The 24962-nt window shown below is 51.6% G+C and carries 24 protein-coding genes; 22 read left to right on the top strand and 2 right to left on the bottom strand.

What is annotated here, in order from left to right; all coding sequences use genetic code 11:
- The first annotated feature begins 67 nt into the window (after positions 1-67).
- From DBR37_RS00465 to DBR37_RS17380, 15 genes are all read left to right on the top strand, one after another.
- The gene (locus tag DBR37_RS00465) at positions 68-646 is read left to right on the top strand and encodes a cytochrome P460 family protein (RefSeq protein WP_124572335.1); all 579 of its coding nucleotides are present in this window, start codon (positions 68-70) and stop codon (positions 644-646) included.
- Positions 647-892: 246 nt separating this feature from the next.
- A complete protein-coding gene (locus tag DBR37_RS00460; protein ID WP_124572334.1) occupies positions 893-1807 on the top strand; it encodes an NADP-dependent oxidoreductase in 915 nt (304 codons plus the stop codon).
- Positions 1808-2038: 231 nt separating this feature from the next.
- Complete coding sequence (gene msrB / locus DBR37_RS00455) at positions 2039-2482, top strand: peptide-methionine (R)-S-oxide reductase MsrB (RefSeq protein WP_124572333.1); 444 nt, start codon at positions 2039-2041, stop codon at positions 2480-2482.
- Between the two features lies 1 nt (position 2483).
- A complete protein-coding gene (gene msrA / locus DBR37_RS00450) occupies positions 2484-3020 on the top strand; it encodes a peptide-methionine (S)-S-oxide reductase MsrA (RefSeq protein WP_124572332.1) in 537 nt (178 codons plus the stop codon).
- A gap of 12 nt (positions 3021-3032) precedes the next feature.
- Positions 3033-3710 (top strand): cytochrome c biogenesis heme-transporting ATPase CcmA, encoded by a 678-nt coding sequence (ccmA, locus tag DBR37_RS00445; protein WP_233588228.1) that lies wholly within the window; start codon positions 3033-3035, stop codon positions 3708-3710.
- A complete protein-coding gene (gene ccmB, locus DBR37_RS00440; RefSeq protein ID WP_124572330.1) occupies positions 3707-4378 on the top strand; it encodes a heme exporter protein CcmB in 672 nt (223 codons plus the stop codon). The genes ccmA and ccmB overlap by 4 nt, the downstream gene beginning before the upstream one ends.
- A gap of 16 nt (positions 4379-4394) precedes the next feature.
- Complete coding sequence (locus DBR37_RS00435) at positions 4395-5150, top strand: heme ABC transporter permease (RefSeq protein ID WP_124572329.1); 756 nt, start codon at positions 4395-4397, stop codon at positions 5148-5150.
- Positions 5147-5326: a heme exporter protein CcmD gene (gene ccmD / locus DBR37_RS00430; RefSeq protein ID WP_124572328.1), complete on the top strand. Its 180-nt coding sequence runs from the start codon at positions 5147-5149 to the stop codon at positions 5324-5326. Before DBR37_RS00435 ends, ccmD begins: the two co-directional genes overlap by 4 nt.
- Complete coding sequence (ccmE, locus tag DBR37_RS00425; protein WP_124572327.1) at positions 5323-5790, top strand: cytochrome c maturation protein CcmE; 468 nt, start codon at positions 5323-5325, stop codon at positions 5788-5790. The genes ccmD and ccmE overlap by 4 nt, the downstream gene beginning before the upstream one ends.
- Complete coding sequence (locus DBR37_RS00420; RefSeq protein WP_124572326.1) at positions 5787-7757, top strand: heme lyase CcmF/NrfE family subunit; 1971 nt, start codon at positions 5787-5789, stop codon at positions 7755-7757. Before ccmE ends, DBR37_RS00420 begins: the two co-directional genes overlap by 4 nt.
- The gene (locus DBR37_RS00415; RefSeq protein WP_124572325.1) at positions 7754-8293 is read left to right on the top strand and encodes a DsbE family thiol:disulfide interchange protein; all 540 of its coding nucleotides are present in this window, start codon (positions 7754-7756) and stop codon (positions 8291-8293) included. Before DBR37_RS00420 ends, DBR37_RS00415 begins: the two co-directional genes overlap by 4 nt.
- Positions 8290-8775: a cytochrome c-type biogenesis protein gene (locus DBR37_RS00410; RefSeq protein ID WP_124572324.1), complete on the top strand. Its 486-nt coding sequence runs from the start codon at positions 8290-8292 to the stop codon at positions 8773-8775. The genes DBR37_RS00415 and DBR37_RS00410 overlap by 4 nt, the downstream gene beginning before the upstream one ends.
- Complete coding sequence (gene ccmI, locus DBR37_RS00405; RefSeq protein WP_124572323.1) at positions 8772-9626, top strand: c-type cytochrome biogenesis protein CcmI; 855 nt, start codon at positions 8772-8774, stop codon at positions 9624-9626. Before DBR37_RS00410 ends, ccmI begins: the two co-directional genes overlap by 4 nt.
- Positions 9627-9814: 188 nt before the next feature.
- Positions 9815-10321, top strand: a complete 507-nt coding sequence (locus tag DBR37_RS00400; RefSeq protein WP_124572322.1) for a YkgB family protein — start codon at positions 9815-9817, stop codon at positions 10319-10321.
- Positions 10318-10464, top strand: coding sequence for an NrsF family protein (locus tag DBR37_RS17380; RefSeq protein ID WP_124572321.1), 147 nt, complete (start codon positions 10318-10320; stop codon positions 10462-10464). The genes DBR37_RS00400 and DBR37_RS17380 overlap by 4 nt, the downstream gene beginning before the upstream one ends.
- Positions 10465-10507: 43 nt before the next feature.
- On the opposite strand, the gene DBR37_RS00390 is transcribed toward DBR37_RS17380, so the two are convergent.
- On the bottom strand, positions 10508-12160 hold the full coding sequence (locus tag DBR37_RS00390; protein WP_124572320.1) for a sigma-54-dependent Fis family transcriptional regulator: 1653 nt from the start codon (positions 12158-12160) through the stop codon (positions 10508-10510).
- Positions 12161-12502: 342 nt separating this feature from the next.
- Between DBR37_RS00390 and DBR37_RS00385 the strand changes: the two genes are divergently transcribed.
- From DBR37_RS00385 to DBR37_RS00365, 4 genes are all read left to right on the top strand, one after another.
- Complete coding sequence (locus DBR37_RS00385) at positions 12503-12868, top strand: DUF485 domain-containing protein (protein WP_124572319.1); 366 nt, start codon at positions 12503-12505, stop codon at positions 12866-12868.
- Positions 12865-14391 carry a cation acetate symporter gene (locus DBR37_RS00380; RefSeq protein ID WP_124572318.1) on the top strand — a complete coding sequence of 509 codons (1527 nt, stop codon included), beginning with the start codon at positions 12865-12867 and terminating at the stop codon, positions 14389-14391. The genes DBR37_RS00385 and DBR37_RS00380 overlap by 4 nt, the downstream gene beginning before the upstream one ends.
- A 56-nt stretch (positions 14392-14447) precedes the next feature.
- The gene (locus tag DBR37_RS00375; RefSeq protein WP_124572317.1) at positions 14448-15146 is read left to right on the top strand and encodes a haloacid dehalogenase type II; all 699 of its coding nucleotides are present in this window, start codon (positions 14448-14450) and stop codon (positions 15144-15146) included.
- A gap of 1997 nt (positions 15147-17143) precedes the next feature.
- Positions 17144-18661 carry a diguanylate cyclase gene (locus tag DBR37_RS00365; RefSeq protein ID WP_124572316.1) on the top strand — a complete coding sequence of 506 codons (1518 nt, stop codon included), beginning with the start codon at positions 17144-17146 and terminating at the stop codon, positions 18659-18661.
- A gap of 146 nt (positions 18662-18807) precedes the next feature.
- On the opposite strand, the gene DBR37_RS00360 is transcribed toward DBR37_RS00365, so the two are convergent.
- The gene (locus tag DBR37_RS00360; protein WP_124572315.1) at positions 18808-20955 is read right to left on the bottom strand and encodes a TonB-dependent siderophore receptor; all 2148 of its coding nucleotides are present in this window, start codon (positions 20953-20955) and stop codon (positions 18808-18810) included.
- A 192-nt stretch (positions 20956-21147) separates the two neighbouring features.
- Between DBR37_RS00360 and DBR37_RS00355 the strand changes: the two genes are divergently transcribed.
- The 3 genes from DBR37_RS00355 to DBR37_RS00345 all read left to right on the top strand — a co-directional run bounded on the left by DBR37_RS00355 (position 21148) and on the right by DBR37_RS00345 (position 24955).
- Positions 21148-21522 (top strand): DUF2946 family protein, encoded by a 375-nt coding sequence (locus DBR37_RS00355; protein ID WP_124572314.1) that lies wholly within the window; start codon positions 21148-21150, stop codon positions 21520-21522.
- A 102-nt stretch (positions 21523-21624) separates the two neighbouring features.
- Positions 21625-23673: a TonB-dependent receptor gene (locus DBR37_RS00350; RefSeq protein ID WP_124572313.1), complete on the top strand. Its 2049-nt coding sequence runs from the start codon at positions 21625-21627 to the stop codon at positions 23671-23673.
- Between the two features lie 85 nt (positions 23674-23758).
- Positions 23759-24955: a DUF1624 domain-containing protein gene (locus DBR37_RS00345; RefSeq protein WP_124572312.1), complete on the top strand. Its 1197-nt coding sequence runs from the start codon at positions 23759-23761 to the stop codon at positions 24953-24955.
- The last annotated feature ends 7 nt before the right edge of the window (positions 24956-24962 follow it).

Genomic DNA, 24962 nt, shown 5'->3' with positions numbered 1-24962 from the left:
TTCTACCCACTCCTGGATGACTGAAATAGCATTAAACGTATAGGCTCATCAACATAAGGAATCAGCCATGAAAATCATAGGTGCATTGGGTGTCGCTGTAATAGGAATGTTCATGATGTTCGACGGCAATGCCTACGGACAAACCGCTCCGCATTCACAGTTTGACGCGACAACAGCAGCAGTTGTAGATGATCAGGGAAATATGCATGTCCCTGCTGACTATCAAACCAGTTATCAGATGCTAGGTACATGGGCTATAGCGGAAAAAAAGGGCGCTGGCTCAAAGGAGATGCATGTGGTTTATGCATCTCCTGGAGTGATCGCCGCATATCGCAAGACGGGACGCTATCCTGATGGCTCGGTTCTTGTAAAGGAAGTATACAAAACCACCACTAAACCTATGACAACTGGAACCGTAAGCAGTGCTGACACTCTCGTTGGCTGGTTCGTTATGGTGAAAGATGACGTCGGTCGTTTTCCAAAAAACACACTTTGGGGAGACGGATGGGGTTGGTCCTGGTTCAATGCAGCTGATCCTAAAAAGACCACATCCACGGATTACAAGAAGGATTGCTTGTCCTGCCACGTGCCGGCACAAGCTTCAGATTGGATCTACAGCTACGGCTACCCACCTCTGAAGCGATAACGAGGTATAGCGTCGATGACATGTCATTAAAAATCGAGACGTTGTTCTGTATCAGACAATTCAGAAACGAAGTCATGTCGGCCAGCGGTAACGTACCAAGTTGAACAGGGCTTCTATCTCTGGAGAATTTCCAGCAAATGAAAAAATGATTGAACAGCAACTTTTCTTACACCTAAAGTGATATGTCCATTCAGCATTTCGCGTGGAGTGACATGCATCCGACGAATTAGTACAGAGGAGAAAACGATGAAGGCAATCGTAGTTACGGACAAAACTGCAGGAATAGCGGGAATGAAACTGATGGAGTGGCCCGAGCCACAGGCATCGATAAACGACGTTGTTGTCCAGATCTACGCATCGGGATTCGTTTCGACTGAAATGGAATGGCCTTCGACTTGGGTCGATCGCCGTGGACAGAACCGAACACTGTCGATTCCTGGACACGAACTGGCCGGAGTAGTCACGGCTCTCGGTTACGGTACGACAGGACTATCAGTGGGGCAACGGGTGTTTGGCCTCGCAGACTGGCATCGTGACGGTACCTTGGCCGAGTATGTGGCAATCGAGGCACGTAATCTTGCACCGCTACCAGGTGATGTTGACTTTACCGTCGGTGCGAGCCTGCCGATTTCAGGCCTGGCCGCATGGCAAGGACTGTTTCAGCACGGGCGCGTTCAAGCCGGTCAGTCCATCCTCGCGCATGGTGCGGCAGGCGCAGTCGGGGCGATGGTAACGCAACTCGCCCGAGAAGCCGGAGCCTATGTCATCGGTACTGGACGCGCCGCAGATCGTCAGACGGCACTCGACTTTGGTGCACAAGAGTTTATCGACCTCGAACATGACACGCTTGAAGACATCGGTGGAGTAGATTTGGTATTCGATGTCATTGGCGGTGATATCGGAAAACGATCGGCGCGCCTGATTCGTGCCGGTGGAACACTAGTATCCCTTGTCGGGTTGCCAGAAGTACGGCCTGACAATGGGCTAGCAATCGACTTTGTAGTTGAAGCAGACCGTACTCAATTGAATGAAATAGTCCAACGGGTGCGAGAGGGCCGATTGCGAACAAACATCGGTACCGTCTCAAACCTTGATAATGCTGTGGCTGTCTTCAATAGTACTGAACGCCACAAAGGGAAGACAATCATTCGTGCTCTGTGAGCGCTCGGAACTTTTCCACTGCCCACATCGTAAATATTCCTAAACATTGCAAAGGTATTTAAAACATTATCGATGGTGATAGTAAGGATTGTTGAAGCAATGTCTACGTCATCATCGAAGCGACATTGACCACACAAGGCGGGATTCCGATTTGCGCAGCGATAGCTGGTGACGATGCATGTGCGCTGACAGTAACACCTAGGCACTCAAGCAAGATATTGGAGGTTGATCGTGAAGTACAAAAAGTCTGAGAAGGCAATACATCAACTGACCGCGGAACAACGCCGTGTCACTCAAGAATCCGGAACCGAGCGCGCATTTTCTGGAGAGTACAACGATCACACAGAACCTGGCATCTACGTGGATGTTGTCTCGGGTGAACCTCTCTTCGCGTCGTCGGACAAATTTGAGTCAGGTTGTGGATGGCCCAGTTTCACCAAGCCTATCGTTCCAGCAAATGTTACAGCGCTGCGCGACACATCCCATGGGATGACCAGAACCGAGGTTAGGTCATCACATGGGGATAGCCATCTCGGCCACGTCTTCCCGGATGGCCCTCCTGATCGCGGTGGCCTGCGTTATTGCATCAATTCCGCGTCACTTCGCTTCATCCACCGCGATGATATGGAACGCGAAGGCTACGGCGAATATCTCGATCAAATAGAAGGAATTTAACATGCATCAACGTGCTGTACTTGCTGGCGGATGCTTCTGGGGAATGCAGGATTTGATCCGTAAGCTTCCCGGCATTATCTCGACTCGTGTCGGCTATACCGGCGGTAACACGCCGAATGCGACCTATCGCAACCACGGCAGTCACGCAGAGGCTATCGAAATCGTTTTCGATACAACGCAGACAAGTTATCGGGTACTGCTCGAATACTTCTTTCAAATTCACGATCCCACGACTTGGGACCGTCAAGGTAACGATGTAGGTACAAGCTACCGTTCGGCTATCTTCTATACAGACGACGACCAGAAAAATGTGGCAGAGGAAACGATCGCTGACGTGAATGCGTCAGGCCTATGGCCGGGTAAGGTAGTCACTGAAGTTAAACCTGTCGGAGACTTCTGGGAAGCCGAGTCCGTGCACCAGGATTATCTTGAAAATCGGCCTGAGGGATACACCTGTCACTTCCCTCGCCCCAACTGGATCCTTCGCAAGCGGGAAAGTGACAACGAATTCAATATCAGCCTAAACGCTCCCTTATAAATGCAGCACACTGTGCAAAACCTTGGCGACTTTCAGAATATCAAACTCGACGCCACCCGCCCCGTGCTTGAGGCAATTACCCTCAGTTGCGAACGGGACCAGCGCCGGCTATTCACAGGACTTTCTTTCCAATTGCAGACCGGGGACATGTTGCGTATTCGCGGCCCCAACGGTAGCGGCAAAAGCAGCTTGCTGCGATTGCTATGTGGCATGACCCAGCCGGTGTCCGGACATGTCGACCTGTTCGGTCAAGCGCTAGTCCGACAACGGGGTACCCTCGCTTCCAAATTGCTTTGGATAGGCCATGCTGCCGGCGTAAAAGCGCTTTTGACGGCAGAGGAAAACTTGGCTTGGCTAGGAGCTTTACACATGCACGGGGCGAACGCATCAATCGAACAGGCCCTATTCGCTGTCGGATTGCGCGGCTTCGAGGACACGCGTTGTCATGCGTTATCCGCTGGACAGCAACGTCGTATCGCGTTAGCACGCCTGTACTTACCCGATCTGCCAACTTTGTGGTTGTTAGATGAACCCTTCACTGCGCTAGATAAGGCGGGTACGAAGCAATTGGAAGCGCACTTGGCCAGACATTGTGACCGCGGTGGCACAGTGGTCTTAACTACACACCACGAACTCAGCCAGCAAGCATACGCCTATAAAGATCTCGATTTGGGGCAGTACGCCGCGTGAGCAAGACCTTTATCACCTTATTCAATAGTGAGCTACGCCTCTTATGCCGCCAGCCCTCAGACCTTGCGAACCCGTTAGTGTTTTTCTCCGTTGTGGTTTCCCTATTTCCACTGGCACTGGGACCACAATCGCAGTTTTTGCAAAGCGCTGCACCGGGATTATTGTGGGTTGCAGCACTGCTGGCCGTATTGTTGTCCCTAGACGGCTTGTTCCACGCCGATTTCGAAGACGGCTCGTTGGAACAATGGATGCTTTCGTCGCACTCACTGGTGGTGCTGGTGCTGGCCAAAGTATCCGCACATTGGCTTTGCAGCGGTCTTGCACTGGTGGTGCTTGCCCCGCTCTTGGCCCTAATGCTCGGCTTGCCGACCCATTCTCTCCCTGCACTAATGCTGTCGCTGTTCCTAGGCACGCCTGTGCTCAGCTTGCTCGGTGCAATCGGTGCCGCTCTCACGGTTGGCTTGCGACGCGGGGGACTATTGCTGGCCTTGTTGATCCTGCCGCTGTATATCCCGGTACTGATTTTGGGCAGTGGTGTTCTGCAAGCTACCTTACAGAATCTCCCCATCGCGGGACATCTACTTTGGCTAGCTTGTCTCGCCATACTGACAATCACCCTGGCACCATTTGCTATAGCCGCAGGACTGTCCATCAGTATTGCAGAATGAGGCGCGAACAACTCAAATGAACTGGATCTGGTTACACAAATGGGGCTCGCCCAAATGGTTCTACGACATGAGCGGCAAATGCATGCCGTGGCTAATCATCGCCAGCACATTGCTACTCACCGTTGCCCTGACATGGGGGCTGGTATTTGCTCCTCCTGACTACCAACAGGGTAATAGTTTCCGAATTATCTATATCCATGTGCCGACGGCACTGCTGGCCCAATCCATTTACGTCATGCTGGCGGCGGCCGGCATCATCGGCTTGATTTGGAAAATAAAGCTGGCGGATGTGGCCCTACGACAGGCCGCCCCCGTCGGTGCCTGGATGACGGCCATCGCGCTAATCTCGGGAGCTATTTGGGGCAAACCCACGTGGGGTGCCTATTGGGTATGGGACGCGCGCCTGACCTCCATGCTCATTTTGCTATTTCTATATCTGGGCGTTATTGCGTTGGGCCAAGCAATCACCAATCGCGACAGTGCCGCTCGAGCTTGTGCGCTGCTCGCCGTGGTTGGTGTCGTCAACATTCCCATCATCAAATATTCGGTCGAATGGTGGAACACTCTGCACCAATCCGCCAGTTTTTCGTTATCAGAGAAGCCAGCCATGCCTGTACAGATGTGGCTGCCACTACTGTTGAGCGTGCTGGGTTTCTATTGTTTCTTCGCGGCTGTGCTGTTTGTACGAATGCGCCTAGAAGTGCTGCGGCGCGAAGCCGGTAGCCGCTGGGCTACCGACGAAATCGCCCGACTACTCAAGGACCGGACATGACTAGGTTTACATCGTTCTCTGATTTTCTCATCATGGGCAACCATGGCGGCTACGTCTGGAGCGCCTACGGCTTGTGCATGGCACTGTTGGCATTGAACGTGGTTTTGCCACTGTTGGCTCGCCGCCGCTATTTAAACGAACTGGCGCGTCGCCAACATCGGGAAAGGCTGCCATGACACCTGTTCGAAAAAAACGTCTGTACTGGATACTGGCCTTGGTCTGTGGTGTCAGTGCTGCCGCGGCTTTAGCACTCGCCGCTCTGCGAGAAAACATCAACTTGTTTTACACCCCGAGTCAGATCGCAGCTGGTGAGGCGCCGCAGGGTGCTCGCATTCGCGCAGGCGGCCTCGTAGAGACAGGATCACTAAAGCGCAGCCAAGACTCGTTGACACTGCGATTCAGCGTCACCGACGGCAGCCGTAGCATCATCGTGCGCTACCAAGGCATCCTACCTGACTTGTTCCGCGAGGGTCAGGGCATTGTCGCGTTGGGAAAACTCGACCCCGACGGTGTTTTGCAAGCCGATGAGGTACTGGCCAAGCACGACGAGAACTACATGCCGCCCGAAGCCATGCATGCGCTCAAACAAGCTGGGGCAAATGGCCATCTGCCGCGCGACAACCCGGAGTCCGCTCGATGATCCCTGAACTCGGGCTATTAGCCCTGATCTTGGCACTATGCTTCGCTCTAGTTCAAGCCACCATTCCACTGGTCGGCGCGTGGCGCGATGATTGGTGCTGGATGGCGCTGGCAAGACCGGCTGCTTGGGGTCAACTTGCGTTCCTAGTGTTTTCATTCGCTTGTCTGGCTCATACTTTCCTGACCGACGACTTCTCGGTCGCGTATGTAGCACAAAACTCCAACAGTAGGCTACCCTGGTACTACAAGCTCAGCGCGATTTGGGCCGCACACGAAGGTTCGCTCCTGTTATGGGTTTTGATACAGGCCTGTTGGACATTTGCGGTGTCAATCGGTGCCCGCCAATTACCCGCGGCGATGCTGGCACGAGTTTTGGCCGTGATGGGTATGATCAGCTCTGGCTTTCTGCTGTTCCTGATCGACACCTCCAATCCTTTCATCCGCCTATTGCCCAATGTCCCCATTGATGGTCGTGACCTTAATCCCCTGCTACAAGACATCGGCTTAATCGTCCATCCACCCATACTCTACATGGGCTACGTCGGTTTCTCGGTGGCGTTCGCATTTGCTATCGCGGCCCTGATCGAAGGTAAACTCGACGCCGCTTGGGCACGCTGGTCTCGCCCTTGGACAACCGTGGCTTGGGCATTTCTAGGTGTGGGTATCGCTCTTGGATCATGGTGGGCTTATGCAGAGCTTGGCTGGGGTAGTTGGTGGTTCTGGGATCCAGTCGAGAACGCCTCATTCATGCCGTGGCTAGTGGGAGCAGCACTGATTCACTCTCTTGCGGCAACTGAAAAACGCGGCGTGTTCAAGAGTTGGACCGTACTACTTGCGATCGCTGCATTCTCACTGAGTTTGTTGGGCACTTTCCTAGTTCGTTCAGGCGTGTTGACCTCCGTTCATGCCTTTGCTACCGATCCTGCACGCGGCGTATTCGTGCTGGTATTTCTACTGGTGGTAGTAGGCGGTTCGCTTACGTTATTTGCGTTGCGAGCACCGGTCGTCAAGAGTCAGGCCGGCTTCGGAATCTTGTCGCGCGAGACACTATTATTGGTGAACAACCTCCTGCTATCAGTAGCAGCGGCCATGATCCTTCTAGGCACACTCTACCCTCTAATTCTCGATGCGCTAACCGGTGCCAAACTGTCTGTCGGCCCACCCTACTTCAATGCCATGTTCGTTCCACTAATGGCACTGGTGATGGTCGCAGTTGCCATCGGCATGTTCACACGCTGGAAAGACACGCCGGTGCGCTGGCTGGCGCGCATGCTCTTCCCAATATTGGTAGTCAGTCTGTTGATTGCACTGACCATTGCGACGCTGCAGGACCGATCGAGTTGGGTAGTGGCGGGAAGCTGCTTGCTGGCTGCTTGGGTCGTGTTGGCAGGCCTACGCGACATCTTCGACAAAACGCGTCACAAGGGACTACTCAAAGGTCTGCCGACATTGGGTCGTAGCTATTGGGGCATGCAACTGGCCCACTTGGGCTTCGCTGTATGTGCGTTGGCCGCTGTACTAGCCACCGTCGGCAGTCTCGAGAGAGAACTGCGCATGGCGCCGGGCACAGCCATCGACCTGGGCGGCTATTACTTTTTATTCGAAGGCACGACTCGGCTCCAAGGCCCCAATTACGTCACTGATCGTGGCAGCGTACGCGTCTTTCGTGACAGCCGTGAGGTCGCCGTGATGTATCCCGAAAAACGTATTTACCAAGTCCAACAGGCCACCATGACCGAGGCAGGAATTCAGGCCGGCGTCACCCGTGACCTGTTCGTGGCTCTGGGTGAACCGCTAGCTGACGGCGCCTGGGCAGTTCGAATACAGATTAAGCCGTTCGTGCGCTGGATCTGGCTCGGCGCGTTGCTGATGGCTTTGGGCGGCATGCTAGCAGCCACTGACCGACGCTATCGCACCGGAAAACGCCAACTGGATTCGGACACGCACATGACTGGAGTACAGCCATGAAGCGATTGATGCTGCTGTTGCCGCTGGCCTTATTCCTATCCATCGTGGTACTGCTCTATCGCGGCCTGTTCCTCGATCCAACCCGGTTGCCCTCCGCACTAGTCGGCAAGCCCTTCCCCAGCTTCGCGCTGCCGTCTCTCGACGACACATCGCACATGTTGACACGCGACGACCTCAAGGGAAAACCGGCATTGGTCAACGTCTGGGCGACATGGTGTACATCCTGCCGTCAGGAACACCCCCTGTTGACCAAACTGGCCAATCAGGGTGTTGCGATCTACGGTGTTAACTACAAGGACGACCGGGATGCGGCACAACATTGGTTGCGTACCTTGCACAACCCGTACCGGCTAAATATAGAGGATGCGGCCGGCACATTGGGTTTGGACCTTGGCGTATATGGCGCGCCCGAGACTTTTTTCATCGACGCCCAAGGCATTATTCGTGACAAGTACGTTGGCATCATTGATCAGCATGTTTGGGACGAAGAACTGGCCCCCATTTACAACAAGTTGCTGCAGGAAGTTGCGCCATGAAGCGCTTGATCATAGCGATTGTTCTCGGCCTTGGGCTACTAGGTAGTAGCCAAGCCGCCATCGACACGCGTGAATTTGCCAACGACAGCCAACGCCAGCGCTATCACGATCTGACTTCGATACTGCGCTGTCCCAAGTGTCAGAACCAAAACATTGCGGAATCAAGTTCGCCCATCGCCAGCGATTTACGCGGCGAGATCTATCGCATGCTGGGTGCAGGTCAAAGCGACGAACAGATCATTGACTTCATGGTCTCGCGCTACGGCGATTTCGTACTATACGACCCCCCACTATCCTCCCGGACAGCGCTGCTGTGGTTAGGTCCGGCTACGTTATTGCTCATTGGAGGCGCGGCCATAGCTGCCATCGTCGCAAGCCGGCGCCGACGTCGGGTAGCCGGAAACGCATTGTCCAATACCGAACAGCGTCGCCTGGCCGATCTGCTGCAAAAGACGAATCCACCTATCGAGCAAGATTCATGACCATTTTTTGGCTCTACGCGGGACTACTGTTCGCAGCAGCTCTAGCTTTTATTTTGGTGCCACAACTGCGCCTTCCTCGCAGGCGTGTCGACGTTAATCGCACCCATTTGAATGTTGGACTTTACCGCGAACGTCTGCGCGAATTAGAAACACAGCATGGCACTGACACCCTCGACGCGATGCAATTCGAAGCGCGACGGGTCGAGGCAGTCCGCAATCTGCTGGACGATGCGCAGGATCCTGAGCATGCCGCCGGCACTTCCCTGGGTCGAGCCATTCCGCTGATTGCGGCACTGTCGACCCCGTTACTTGCGCTAGTACTGTACCTACACTGGGGCTCACTGGATCAACTTGTACAGGCGCGCCAACACACGGGAAGTTCGAATCCAGATATCGAAAAAATAACTGCGAGTCTGGAAACATTGTTAGCCACATCGCCCGAGTCGGCCGAAGGTTGGTCATTGCTGGGGCGCGCCTACATGAAGGAAGAACGCATGGTCGATGCAGCCCGAGCGTTCGAACGTGCCGCCACTTTGGCGGGGCGACCGTCCGAACTGTTGGGACGTTGGGCCCAGGCATTGTATTTCGCAGGCGATAAGCAATGGACGCCCCAACTACAGGCACTGACCGATGAAGCTCTGGCTAGCAACCCGCAAGAAGCAGCCAGTCTGAAACTGCGAGGCATGGCAGCGTTACAGGCGGGTCACTACGCCGAGGCAGTCAACTACTGGGAACGTTTGGTAGCCACCCTACCTGAGGGAGACCCACAGCGCACCGCTATCTCCGGTGACATTGCACGCGCCCGCAAGTTGACAAAGGCATCGGTCACGAAAGATTCATCGCCACCGTGAACTAGACTCCCCTTCATCTTACTTAATGATATCGGCCATCGGTGCCGTACCGATGTTGAATGGATTGATTCGTTACTTGATCCTTTTCGGAATTTTATTGAGCAAATGCAGTCTCGAAACAGGTATCAGAGTGACCTAAAGTAGAGGCTTCTAACCATCCAATCAACAACTAAAAGGGAAACCAAAAAATGAACATCTGCACAAATCAAACACGTCTACAAATCGCCGAAAAAAGTGTCGGATCGCTCTCGTCTCTGGCCTTGCTCAGATGGGCATTGATCATCGTCTTTCTTTGGTTTGGTGGAATGAAATTTACTTCTTACGAAGCGAATGCCATCGCTCCATTCATCGCCAACAGTCCTGTTATGAGTTGGTTGCATTCTCTATTTGGAATTCAAGGAACAAGTTACGTTATCGGTGTACTTGAATTATCCACTGCAGCTGCCCTGATTTTGGGAGCTTTCCAACCCATCTTCTCAGCATTGGGCGCGGCCATGTCAGCTGCGACCTATCTAATCACGTTCACTTTTTTCTTTAGCACACCCGGTGTAGCAGAGGTAACGGCTGGTGGCTTTCCAGCTATTGGAGCTATGCCTGGCCAATTCCTTCTTAAGGATCTTGTACTGTTAGCGGCATCGATTTCCCTCCTTCAGGCGTCTTTCCAAGGTCCGCAATCCAATATTCAAAGGCCATGATGCAAAAAATTGTCAGAATACATTGCCTAGAAACAGCCACGCCCTTTGTTAGCTTCTGGTACTTGCTCGGACTATCAATTGCAACCTTATTTGGCCGATTGATCGAGCCACATGTATTGTGTTGGTATGTCTCGGAGCCTTAAAGAGCGCGCGCCGCAGGAACGAGCGCCCATAACTGCGCCAACATCAATCCATCTTAAGCCGCCGAACTACGGTTGATTGGCTTATCTGCAGATGTTTAGCAGCCGCACGCGTGCTGCCATAGCGCTCTACTGCCTCCTGCACGATTTTACGTTCAAAATGTGCAGAGCGTGCCTTGATATCGAGATTTGCCATATCGCCTTCGAGTTCAGTTGGACGCAGCAGCGTCGGCAAACTGTCCGACCGAATCAACGATTCCGGTGCCGTCACAACTAGTCGTTCAACCATGTTACGCAACTCACGTACGTTTCCTGGCCAGTCGTAGTCAAGTAGTGCCGCCAAAGCCTGCTCCGAAAGTCTTTTATCAAAGTCGTATTGCGCATTGAGTTCATCCAGAAAATGCTGGATCAATGGCAATATGTCTTCACGCCGCTCACGCAACGGTGGCACGTGGAGCGGCACCACATTAAGTCGATAAAAGAGATCACTGCGGAACTGGCGTGCATCTACCATCACCTGTAAATCACGATTAGTTGCCGCTACTACTCTGACATCGACATGGATCGGCCGCGTTCCGCCCAAGCGTGTCAACGTGCGATCTTGCAAGACCTGCAGGAGTTTGACTTGCAAATCTAATGGTAATTCACCAATCTCATCAAGGAACAGTGTACCTTTGTCGGCCACTTCGATCATGCCAACCTTGCCCTGACGTTGTGCTCCAGTGAAGGCACCCGCTTCGTAACCAAACAGTTCAGACTCCAGCAGGTCTCGCGGAATGGCGCCACAGTTGATTTTCACAAAGGGCCCCTTGTGATGCGCACTTTCCTTGTGAATCAGGCGAGTCAGCACCTCCTTGCCAGCACCGGATTCCCCCGTAATCAATACAGTCGCATTCACCTTCGCAACCTTTTGAGCAAGTGCGGTAATTTGCTGCATGGCAGGACTGCGTGTAATAAGGCCAGCGATAGCGGGATTACCCATACGTAGCTGGCTTACCTCCATTTCGAAGCGATGTAGTTTTTCCCGAGCTCGCGCCAACTCCTCCTGCAATTGAATAAGTTCAGTCGTATCGCGTGAATTAATAATGACCTTGCGTACCGCACCTTGATCGTCTAACAAGGGAATGCCCGTAACCATAATGGTCTTACCGATGCTCGTTTCCTGTACGGCACTGATACGCTGACGACTCTCAATCACGCGCATGGCGATGACAGGACTGATCAGGCCACTACGCTGAAATTCCGACACGTGTCGACCAATCATTTCACTGGCTGACACTCCGTAATTGCGCTCACACCCCTCATTAACCATTAAGGTGTTACCCATGCCATCTGCGATAAAAATGCCGTCAAATGAATTGCGATAAATCTCTCGGAAATCCTGGTACATCTGTTCAAGCTGCTGCATCTGCGGCGCGAACTTCACTGCGGTGGCGGTCGGCCACAATAACAGCGCTTCACTTTCTTCAAGCACCTCACATTCAGCCTGATATTGCTCCCCCTCAACTTCGACCATACCTATCGGTGCTATGCCACCGCTAAGCCATTGATCAAGGGCAGGAACATCAATCGATGCAAATTTTGGATGATGGGTGCCGAAGAAATCATTAAACCAGACAGACCCGTCTCGTTGCCGCGTAATGATACCGATGGGCAGCCGCGACAACAGGGCAGCAAGGGCTTGAGGTGATGGCGACATGAAACCTCCAGGGTTAGAAACGAACTTTCTACAAATGCAAATTTGCCGCTGATTCAATTATGAATCAATTTGTAAAAGTATGGGAACTCCTTCTTTACTCTAAATAAATTAGGTTAAAACCAGAAATAATCTAATTTATTCAATGTGATTCTTCTATGACTCACATTGATTCTACTTTGACTCATATTTTTCTATTTTTCTCAATAAAATTTTCCACATCCATCTTCTTTTTCTTACAAATCAATGACTTATGCATTTGGCACGAAGACTGCTAAAGGAGTGATGCCGTCAATTGCCCGTTAGAGGCACGAGAGGCATAACTTCACATCAGGAGACACGGAAATGGCTGCAAATTTATTACTCACCGAGCACGAACCGCTCACCGCCCCACCTCACACGCAATATTTACAATCCTGCAGTTCACCAGGATTTCGCGATTTGATGCAGGCAAAAAAACGCATCGTAGGTCCCTTGCTAGTGGTCAGCCTCGGTTTCTTTTTTTGTCTCACGCTGCTAGCGGGATTCGCCAGGCCGCTGATGTCAACCAAGCTCGTAGGGGCGCTCAATATTGGATTCTTCCTGATCCTGCTGGCCTACCTAGTCTGCTGGGCGGCGGCCGTGTTGTATGTACGGGCCGCCAACAATATCTTTGATAGAAAGGTCAACGCCATGGTTGGCGCCAAGCACGCAAGGAGCAACCAATCATGAAGCTCCTCACACTTGGCATTTTTGTGTTGATCCTGTCACTCACGCTAGTAGTAACTTACTGGGCTGCGCGGCGTACCAATACCACCAGCGAATTCTATGCGGCTGGCGGCAACCTGTCGGCCAAAGAAAATGGCTTTGCCCTCGCCGGCGACTGGATGAGCGCTGCAGCCTTTCTCGGCTTTACCGGTTTGACTGCCTTATACGGCATGGACGGATCGCTTTACGCCGTCTCGGCGCTGGCAGCCTTTCTGCTGATCTTGATGGTCGTAGCAGAGCCGATCCGTAACACAGGACGTTTCACATTGGGTGATGTCATCGCCTACCGAATGCAACGCCCGCAAGCGCGTCTCGCTGCAGTAGTCGGCACGGCTATCGTCAATGTGGCTTACATGATTCCGCAACTTGCGGGAGCCGGTGCACTGATGAAATTGCTGCTCGGTGTGCCCTATTCCACCGCGGTTATCTTCGTTGGCATCGGCATGGTAGTGTACGTACGCTTCGGAGGCATGATCGCCACTACCTGGGTGCAGATCATCAAGGCTGTACTATTGTTGGCCACTGCTACCGTACTGGTGACTTGGCTGTTGGCGAAAGTTGGCTTTAACCCGCTTAAGTTATTTTCCACTGCGGAAGACAAATACGGTCTGCAGATGCTCGCGCCCGGCAATTATCTGAAACATCCACTGGACGCATTTTCGCTGTCACTCAGTCTGATCGTCGGTACTGCTGGCCTTCCACACATCATGACGAGATTCTTCACCGTGCCTGACGCAAAGACTGCACGGAAATCAGTCATCTGGCTGATGTTCCTGGCGGGTTCGTTCTTCCTTGCCACGACCCTCATTGGCTTTGCCGCCGCGATCTTCGTTGGTCAGGATGCAATTCGCGCCGTCGACAAAGGCGGCAATCTTGCCCTGCCTCTGTTGGCACAAGCCTTAGGGGGTGGCGCCGGCTCAATCGGAGGAGAGATATTCCTCGCGGTAGTCTGCGCGGTAGCCTTTGCAACCATCCTCGCGGTAGTCGCGGGCCTCACCCTAGCCACATCCGGCACCGTAGCACACGACTTGTATGTGAATGTAATCCGCCACGGCAAAGTCAGTGAAGCAGATCAAGTCCGCGTAGCAAAACTCTCGACCCTGGCTATCGGCGTAATTGCAACAGCGCTCGGGTTACTAGCTGAAGGTGTGAATGTCGCAGTGCTAGTAATCCTTGCCATTTCTATCGCGGCGTCGGCAAATTTCCCGGTCATAGTGCTGTCGCTGTTCTGGAGACGCTTCAATACTGCGGGTGTTATTGGCGGCATCACGGTCGGTCTGGTATCGGCTGCTGGTCTGGCTTTTATCGGTCCAGCATTCATGGGTAAGACAGCGATTTTCCCAATCGTGAATCCAACCGTTCTCAGCCTGCCCCTCGGCTTTCTAGGGGCGATCGCGGGTACTTTCCTCGGCGGTAGGGACCTAGCCAATGAAGAACGCTTTGAAGAGGTTCTATACCGTGCACAGACCGGTGTTGAAGTTCATTAATCATCCATTTATTTAACTTACGGCGAGGAAGCCGTAACATCAAAGGAGAGCAGTAAATGAAAAATATCAAAAGTATCGTCTTCGATCTTTATGGAACCTTGTACGATGTTCAGTCTGTAAGCAAACTATGTGAAGAGGTTTATCCCACGATGGGCGATGCCATCGCAATATTGTGGCGTCAAAAACAACTGGAGTACACCTGGTTACGAAGCCTGATGGATCGCTATGTGAATTTCGAAAAGACAACCGAAGATGCGCTCCGCTACACCTGCGCTCATTTCGAACTCAAACTCGATGAAACATTACACCGCCGTCTCAGTGATGCCTACTTGCACCTTCAGCCACACCGAGATACGCCTGCCGCGTTACAACGACTGCGTGACGCGGGTTTCCCGTTAGGGATCATTTCTAACGGTTCGATTGCGACCATTTCACAAGTGGTAGAGAACTCGAAATTGGGCTGGGCCTTCGACGACTTAATCAGTGTCGAATCAGTGCAAGTATTCAAGCCACACTCGAGCGTCTATGCATTGGCTGAGACGCGTATGGGGCTGCCACGAGAAAATGTGCTGTTCGTTTCCTCCAATGCTTGGGACGCAACGGCAGCCGCACATTTTGGTTTCCCAGTATGTTGGGTAAATCGACGCAATTCGGTATTCGAGGAAATGGGCGTACGGCCCACATACACAGCGCCAAATCTTGAAACTATGACTGACATGTTACTGGAACAGCAAGTCGCTCTGGGCGCAGCTTGACCTTTCGTCCGGTTGGCATGTCGTCGCCGCAAGGTTGGCGGCATGCCATAACTGCCAATCTTAGACCTTTCCGGCTTTGTTGCCCCGCTTCCATGATTGATTATCTATCGCGATTATCATTAGGTCGTGCTGTTCTCTGGTGCTATTTCATCTGGTACAGCCTTACCATCTTCTGGTATTTCGACCCGTCTCCCACGCTTTGGCTAACCTCACTCGGCATTGGTACAATGATGGGCTTCGGCCTACTTTTTAGCACCACCGGTTTTCCTTTTACACCAACCAACCTAAGCCAGTGGCAAATTTTCCGTTTTTTCTTCATGCCGTTTTGCGTATCAAGCTTCTCAGCCATAGTAAAGGGACACGGGTTTACATTCATTGTTTTTCCGACTTCAAGGCAAACGGTTACCGCTGCCACTATATGTACTATATTTTGCCTTCTGGTTGTCTCACTGAAGGGAATGAAGAACGCGACATCATGAAATGCTATACACCCCGAAAGATAGGAGCTGCGAAGTTGGGCAAACAATGAAATCAGACCAAACCTTTATTGAATTGTGCCGAAACTTGACCCGTATTTGCATCGAATTTTGACCCACCCTATTAATGTAATTTGAGGTTAGGTTGAGATTAATCGAGTAGTTTTCTCCTCTTTGTCTAGTTGTTGTTGATTTGCTCGCAGAGTTGGCCCGCTCTAACTGAGTTACCTTCCGTTGTCTAGCGAAGGCTGCGACACGACCCTTCAGATCTCGATGCACACAAGTCGATGTGCCTCTGTTTCAAAGTCCGTCGTTGCTTGCGTGACTTCGTCGCCTCAGTCTTTAACCAGGTTGAAAGCGTGTTTGCCGAGAGAAGTCGGGGAACGTCGATCAGCATAGGCTAGCTCGACAGTTTCAGCGTGTAGATATCGCCGAACGGTGTTTCGAGAGATGCACAATCGTTTAGATATCACCCTTAAAGACACATGGTCACGAAGGTGCCAGCGTCGAATTATTCCAAGTAAAACCACGTCGATCACTCCATATCTCCTACTCACTTTGGTAAGTAGGATTGTGTTCTAAACGTGGGACAGTTTTCGATGCAAATCAACAAGCGCCCTATTTGCGGGGGTATTTTTGGGGGTATGAAAAAAATTCGTATCAAAAAAAACCTTTATCTATATTGCCTATTTGACTGAATGTGAGGGACGCCGCCCCACCAAATACAAAAGGTCATCCGTCAGGATGGCCTTTTTTATTTGTATTGACGTTTGCGAAATCGAACCCGCAGGACGCGGGGCGAGGCCAGGGTTGCGCAACGCATGCGTTGCGCTGGCTGAGCGATGTGCGCTTGCAAGCGCACAGCCGGGAGATTCCCGCCACCACCAGGAACATGTTTAAAGACATGAAGTCCAAAAAACCGCATTTCTCCCTATGAGAATGCATTTTTTTCGTTTTGACGTCCAAAGCGGAATATTGACATCCAGAACATACAGAGTGTTGATTTGCTCGCAGAATTTCCCTTCTGCAACCAATCCACCCTTCACTGTCTGGCGAAGGCTGCGCCCGATCAAACACCCCATCAAATCCCAACGCATATAGATCGATGTGCATCTATTCAAAGGTTCATCGTTGCTTACACGACTTCGTTGCCTTAGTCTTTAGCCCAGCTAAAAGCTTGGACGCATATTTGTCGAAAGAGGTAAAGCAACGTCAGTCAGCATAAGCTGGCTCGGCAGTTTCAGCGCGCCGATAGCGCCGACGGCATTTCGAGAAAAACCTAATCGTTTGAATATTTCCCTCAATGAGACCTTGTCACGAAAGTGCCAACATCGAATAATTCCAAGAAATGCTGCGTCGATCACTCTAATCTCCTAGTCACTTTGGCAAAGTGAATTGAGTTCTAAACGTGAGGTAGTTTTCGATGCAAACCAACATTCCCCTAATCGAATGGTCTCAAGTATCATGCACGATTTTGACGGCTGCAAATCTGTTGCTCCAATTCATGACCGAGGTTGTTGATTGTTTCAATCCTTATCGCGCAAGTTAATCTCAAAAAGACGAACACTTATCTTTAAGGCGGTTCTGTTTATCGTATTGGTATCGAATTCATTGATTGTTCTGGTAGCGTGGGATAGCTGGCAAGCCAGAAAAAATAAACTACGCGAATTTGAAATCAGCACCATGAACATGGCGCGTGCGTTAGCGCAGCACGCCAGCGCAACGATAGGCAGCACGGACAACATACTCGCAGGCTTGGTCGAGCGCATTGAAGAGAAAGGTATCAATAACTTTGTCCCCTCTTCTTTGCACGAATTTCTTGTCAGCAGGGTTGCGGATCAACCTATCGTAGGCGGACTGTTTGTCATAGACCAGAATGGGCATCCCTTAGTCACCTCTTATATCGACGCTGCTCGTGGCATAAGCTACGAAGACCGTCAATACTTCCTGCACCATAAGACAAACAATCATCGCAGCCTTTACATAGGCCCTGCTGTAAAAAGCAAATCTACCAACCATTGGGTGCTCACCGTCTCTCGTCGTCTGGACCATCCCGATGGGAAATTTGCCGGACTGGTGCTTGCGACCATTCCGCTGGATTACTTTAAGAATTTCTATGACAGCTTCGACATCAGCACATCAGGAGCCATATTTCTGGCGAGTTCTGATGGCATCATGCTCACCAGACGTCCTTTTGTGGAAGACGTCATAGGTACCAGTGTAGTAAAAGGCCCCGTCTTTACCGAATACCGCAATAAAGGACCTGTCGGCACGGCCATGCTGGTTGCAGCTGTTGATAAGACAGAACGTCTTTACAGCTACCGACTACTTGATGACTATCCATTGCTTGTTTCCGTGGCAATCGCCAAGAACGACATTCTTTCTGGCTGGCGCACGCAAACCATCCGCCATGTAACGCTTTGCATCGTCTTGATTTTCCTGATCACCTTGTTTGGGATTTATTTAGTCGTTCAGATCAATCAAAAGGAAAATACAGAGTTAAAGCTGAGAGAAGCAAAACAGGAACTGGAGGCCTTAGCCTCGGAAGATAGCCTGACGAAGCTTGCGAATCGACGCAAGTTTGACGCGACCCTGAAAACGGAATTTGACCGGGCGCTGCGCAGTAAAAGCGAACTGTCTTTAGTAATGATAGACGTAGACCGGTTTAAGCAATACAACGATATTTACGGCCACCCGGCGGGTGATGAGTGTCTGAGAAAAATAGCTGAAGCGATCAGGAACATTCCAGGCAGACCCGCCGATTTGTGCGCTCGATACGGAGGCGAAGAAATTGCCGTCCTACTCCCGGACTCTGATCTGGCAGGCGCGATTGCAATCGCCCATCGTATCCGGGCGGCAGTGGAAGAATTCAAGATCCCGCACTCATCGAATGTAGCGCCATACGCGACGATAAGCTTAGGTGTGGCTTCCATAAGACCCACCATGTCTCAAGCCGACATCAAATTCTTAGTCAAATTAGCTGACCAGGCTTTATACAAAGCAAAAGCAGAAGGACGCAATCGCGTATGTATCGCTTAAAAAATAGCGAAGCTCCAGGCCCCGCCAATGCATTAAATCAATTTTCTTGGCAGGTACGAGTGCGCCTTGGTCGTGAATTCAAGCACCCGATGCAACCCACCAGAGAATAGGTCGAATAATAAAGAGCGCCTGAGCGCTCCTTTATTTTAGAAATCAAATACCGTTCTCAGCATGACCGTTCTTGGATTACCAACCGGTACCCAGTTCTGCCCCGAAGCGCCCGCGAAATATTCCTTATCAAATAGATTTTTGATATTCAACTGCACACGGTAGCCTTTGCCTTGATAAGAGACATTGGCATCTGCCACGGTATACGACGGAACTGTGTAATAAACCAGAGCACTGGCTGCATCACGAGATATCTTCTGGCCTACATAACGCACGCCCGCACCTGCTGCCCAACCTTGCAACGCTCCTTTGAAGTTGTAGTTAGCAAATATGTTCGCTGATTTCTTCGGGATGTTAGACAATGGCTGACCAATTGAAAGCTGCTGCGCCGCATTGGCTTGTGTTACGAACGCATCCAAAATCGAAATGGCGCCCGACAACTGCCATCCATTCTTCAGGTCTGCGGAAACTTCCGCTTCATAGCCTTTCGTCCGTTGCTCGCCTATCGTAATGAAGAAATTGGTATTAACTAAATCCGCTGCTTTCACGTTCTTGCGCATCAAGTCATAGTAAGCGAAGCTTGCGCTCAAACGTTTGTCATCCGACAGCAGCTTCACCCCAATCTCTTTTTGCTTCCCCTCTTCCGGGTCTATCGGCGTACCCGGATATGTCAAATCTGTCTGCGGATAAAATGACGTCGCATAGCTCAGGTAGGGAGCAATATTTTGTGTGGCTTTATAGATTAAACCGGCATGACCGGTGGTGGCATTTTTTTCGCTATTAACCGAAGTAGTTTTTGTCGGCTCTACTGTATACGTGGAAATGCGGGACCGGTCCTGGCGCAACGATCCGCTGAGGCTCAATCGATCATTAATATCGATGTAGTCACGCAGGTACAGGCCGGTTTGTGCAAGCGTGGTATCGGTAATTGAAGTAAGGCTGCAAGGACCTACTGCCCGGTTGTAGTTGGGTCTGTAGATGTTTTGGTTGGCGATTGTGCAGCGACGGCTATCCTGGTTAAGCACGTCGTACATCGCATCGACACCGATAGTCACGGTATGACGTGTACCGCCAAGGGCAAATGTCTTGGTTATATTTGTATCAAGCCCATCGGATCGCCCCCAAAACTTTTGACTCAATACGTTTTGCGCAAAATTACCTGTGACGAGATTCACGGCGCCGCTGGTATTTGCAAGTTGCCCCGTCATATCCATTTCCAGATGACGGTATGTTTGATTAAGGGTCCAGCCGCTGTCAAAGCGATGGGTCAACACATATCCAATCGACTTCTGCTCTGCATCGTAGGGCGCAACTCCATTTGAACCGGCAAAATAATTATTGCCGACACGGACACCATTGTTGACCAATGAACTAGCGGCAAGCGGAATGCCTTGCTGGCGTACGTAGTTGCGTTGATTGATGGCGGTCAGAATAGTAAAGTCCGTCCTGGCGCCGAAGTCGAGCGAGATGGATGGTGCTATGTATCGGTTCTTGAACCACACACCATCCGTCGGATCATCCGAGTTCATTGCCATGCCATTAATGCGGATTGCGGCCTTGCCATTGGCAGAATTCAATGGCCGATTGAAATCGAAGGTGCCTTGCACATATCCGTAATCCCCTACAGTGAAGCCGACCTGATTAAAAGCTTCAGCAGTTGGGCGCTTGCTGATGATGTTTACCGTGCCACCGGGCGTAACCTGACCAAAGTAAATCGATGCAGGACCTTTGATTACTTCCAGCCGTTCTGCACCATAAATTTCTTGTGAAACCCAGTTGCCCTGACCGATGCGCAGCCCGTCCAGATACATCGTGTCAGATGCTGATTGACCGCGAATGAGGAAGTCATCCCAGCCACGGCGTCCAAGTGAAGATGAAGTCACACCAGCCACTGTTGCGATCGCTTCGTCCAATGTCGTTGCCTGCCGGGCATCCATTAAATCGCGCGTGACGACGGTAATGGATTGAGGCGTTTCAAAAAGGGGCTTATCGGATTTTGTGGTGTTGACTTTCTGAGTGCTGAAACCAGACTGCTCACCTTGCTGTATCACCTGAATCACCGGCAGGACGTTTTCAGATGGGGCTTCCTGCGCACTTGCTGAGGAAATGCCGACGGATGAAATGACGAGAAGTGCTAAACGAATAGTGCTAACCAACGGACGCAACTGAAATTCTGGGGCTGACATAAAAAGACATGTTATTGATATTGATTCTCATTATCACTTATGCACATTCTTTTTTCCAGCGATTTGAAAGAAGCTGTTGTTACTTTGCGAAAGCCCCTGCTGCGGACAGGCATATGCAACACCATTGCAAAATGCAATCAAGTTGCATAAAATACGGCACTTATCCTGTCTGGTTGTATCGGCTTTCAACAAATGTCGCGCGTCCCTAACGTCTTCCTGGTCTGGCTGCTGGTGGTTTGCACCATCGCCGCGGCATTGCTGCCGCCAATTGCGCACGCCTATCTGCATGACCATGATGTGGAAGACGCTTACCAACACGTTGTGGTTGAACTGAGTAACGGCGCGACCTTCTCAGAACCTGCTACGTCAGACGAGCAGGACTCACAGCACGAACACTGCCCCTTTTGCATGAAACATCATGTATCCGGATATCCGGCGATGTTGAGCATGCAGTTGGACGGTGACCATGCTCGCATGACGTTCGTTCCCCCGCTTTACCTTTCTGCGCACAGCACGCTGTTTGCCTGGCTGATTCCATCCTCGCGCGCACCACCTTCTCTTTCCTGACCTCCTGTTTGGCGGGCCCTGCGGCCCTTCTTCCCCCTGGTCGATTATTGCGACTCGGGCATCCTTCGTCAGGCGCACTGCGTGTGCAAGAGATTACTAATAATGAAAATAAATCGTATGTCCATGGCAGTCGCATCTGCCCTGTTTTTCCTTGGCTATTCCGCTTATGCCGGAGATGCCGTGATTGTGCTTGGCGAGATTCCGGTCACGGCTCAGGGTAAGGGGCCATTAATGACCGGCAGCATCCTGACTTCAGTCGATGTTCTCGGCGGCGATCAGATACAAGACAAGAACGTGATGAATAGCTGGGAGCTGGTAGGCCAGATGCCGGGCATACAACTCACAGAGTTCCGCATGGGAGCTGAGTCAGGGAAAGCGACCTTTCGCGCGTTCAATGGCGAGGGCTACATCAACGGTATCAAGGTACTGATCGACGGCATACCAAGTAACGTGAATAGCGGCAATCAACGCTTTATCGACATGGTTTTCCCACTGGATACCGATTACATCGAAGTCGTGCGCGGAACGAATGATCCGCGTTATGGCCTGCACAACATCGGCGGCAATATCAATATCGGTACGCGTCAGGGCGGCAACTATCTGGAGAGTCGCTTCACCTACGGTAGCTACAACACGCGCGAGATGCAAGTAGTGATGGGGCGGGAAGCGGATGGCTTTGCGCAAAACTACTTCTTTGCAAAGCAAGATTCGGATGGTTATCGCGATCACTCGCGTTCCGAAAAGTACTCAGCAGGGGCCAAGTGGTTTCTCACTTCCGCCAACGGAGATCTGAAAGCCGGACTCGTCGTGCGTGCCTATACGCATAAGGCAGAAGAAGCTGGCTTTCTGACCGCGACTGAACTGAAGGCAAACCGGCGCCAGTCGCCGACTAAAAATGCCAACGACGGCGACGATCGCGATATGGGGCATATCAGTGCGCACGTAGACTGGCAAATCACGCCCGATGTTTTCTTCAGCAACAAACTTTACTTCAATACCTATCAGGATGACCGTCGCGTAACGTTTACGAGCAACCCGGTTGGCAACGCGCCGCGACAACGTCGTCTGTGGGATGAAGATCAGCTTGGCTATCTGGGCACCTTGACCTGGAATGCGAGCGAAAAAGTCGTGCTGGAAGGTGGCCTGAATGTGGAACGTCAGGATAATAGCTACCAGCGCTTGCGTTATAACTATGCCAGCCCGACAGATTTCGGTACGCCGGCACGCACGCAAAATAACGATCATTACACATTAAATAATGTGGGTGCCTATGTGCAGGCAGTATTCAAACCCACAGAAAAGCTGAAAATCATTCCCGGATTCCGTGTCGATCACTTCTCCGGCAATACACGTCTACAGACGGGCGAAACTGCATCGTTGCAGAAATACGGCTGGATCAATCAACCCAAACTCAGCGTCGTCTACAGTCCTGAAAAGGCCGTCAGTATTTACGCAAATTGGGGGCGAACATTTCAGGTGTTGACTGGCTCGACCGCACCCGCGTATCTGACCACAGGTCAAACCGGATACAGGCCATCGATCAATACCGGCAAGGAATTTGGCATCAAGTTCAAGCCGGTACCACAGGCAGAGATGCGCGTAGCTGCCTGGCAGCAGGACGCTACAGATGAGGTGGCCAATATGCCGAGTACCGGAACGACGATAGGTCTGGGACAAACGCGCCGGCGCGGATTGGATTTGCAGATATCAGGCCAGGCTACGGATAAGTTGAATCTCTGGCTCTCGTATTCATTACAAGAAGCCAAGGTAATCAGCGCATTTTCCGGTACGGGTCAGTCACTAGCCGGCAAGGAGGTATTCTCGACGCCACGCTACATCACCAATATAGGCGCCGACTACCGACCTTCTGACGCATGGCGGTTTGGTGTACAGGGACGCGCACAGGGTAGCTACTACATCGACGAAGAAAATGCTGCCGGAAAATTCGGCGGCTTCATGCTGTGGGATGCCAATATGCGCTACAACCTGAGCAAGAATCTCAGCGTCGATTTTCAAGTCAAAAATCTGGCTGATCGCAAATATGAATATGTCTGGTACGACAACTTCTTCTGGCCAGCAGGTAGTGCGCAACCCATGTATTCGTCAGGGCCCGGTCGTGCTTTCTACATTGCTATGAATTGGAAAATGTAATTTACGGAACGAGCCGAAGTCGCAGGACTGGTATCAGAGTTTCACGGCAGCAGTAAGCTACTGTAATCAAAGTTAGATGAGATCAATGAAAAATTCTGTATTGAACTGTCTCCAACCACCTTGCGGTGCGGAGGCGCTGAACACCGCAGCATCAAGACAAAGACTACAGAGCATAGATGCATTACGCGGCCTGGTAATGGTCATTATGCTGATCGACCATATACGCGAAAACTGGTATCTATACATGAACGTGACGGATCCGGTAAATCCAATGACGGTAGAGCCAGCCCTGTTTTATATGCGTATCGTCACCAATCTGTGTGCCCCGATCTTTGTCGGCCTGACCGGGCTCAGCGCGTATCTCTACGGGACCAGCCATACAAAAGCAGAAACCGCCAGTTACCTGCTCAAACGCGGCTTGTTGCTGATGATGATCGAGGTCACGCTCATTACGCTGGCATGGACGGTCAAACTGCCAGTGACTATCTGGCTACAAGTCATCTGGGCTATCGGCGTGTGCATGATCGCACTTGCGGGTCTGATTTATCTGCCTAAGAAGTTGTTACTTGTACTCGGCCTCGCGCTGGTCGGGGGGCATAACTTGCTCGACGGTATTCAACTGATGCCGGATCAGCCCGGCTTTACCATCTGGGCATTACTGCATCAACGCGATCTGATTGCACTACCGTTCGGTGCTGTCGCCAGAACTTCGTATCCGGTTCTACCGTGGATCGGTGTGATCGTCATCGGGTATGTGCTTGGTGGCTGGTTTGATCGTGATAAGGATAGTGAACAGCGCGTGCATCGCTTACTGGTATTGGGTGCGGGAATGCTGCTGGCTTTCGTGGTGCTGCGGGCAATGAATTTTTATGGCGATAAGCCCTGGTCTGCGGAAGACTCCGTACTACATACGGCGATGAGTTTTATCGCCCTGACCAAATATCCACCGTCCTTCTTATTCTTGCTCCAGACCCTGGGTATAGGCGTCATCTTGCTGGCCTTGTTCGAACGCTGGAACGGCCAACGGTGGTTGAGTATGCTGGCTGTGTTCGGTGGTGCACCCATGTTTTTTTATATTCTGCATATGTATGTGTTACGCGTGCTGTATCACATCGCCTTTCTGATTTGGGGGGCAACGCACGGCGTCAGCTTTGGCCTAGAGAACTTCAACTGGATATGGCTTTGGTATGCCCTGCTGCTGCCGCTGCTGTATGTACCTACGGCGTGGTACTCACGCCTGAAGGTACGCCGCCGCGATATCAGCTGGCTCAGATATTTCTAATCTGCGT

Source organism: Herminiimonas sp. KBW02 (genome assembly GCF_003852535.1).
Taxonomy (GTDB): domain Bacteria; phylum Pseudomonadota; class Gammaproteobacteria; order Burkholderiales; family Burkholderiaceae_D; genus Oxalicibacterium.
Note: the sequence above shows the minus strand (reverse complement) of the source record. Positions and strands in the feature narration are given on the sequence as shown.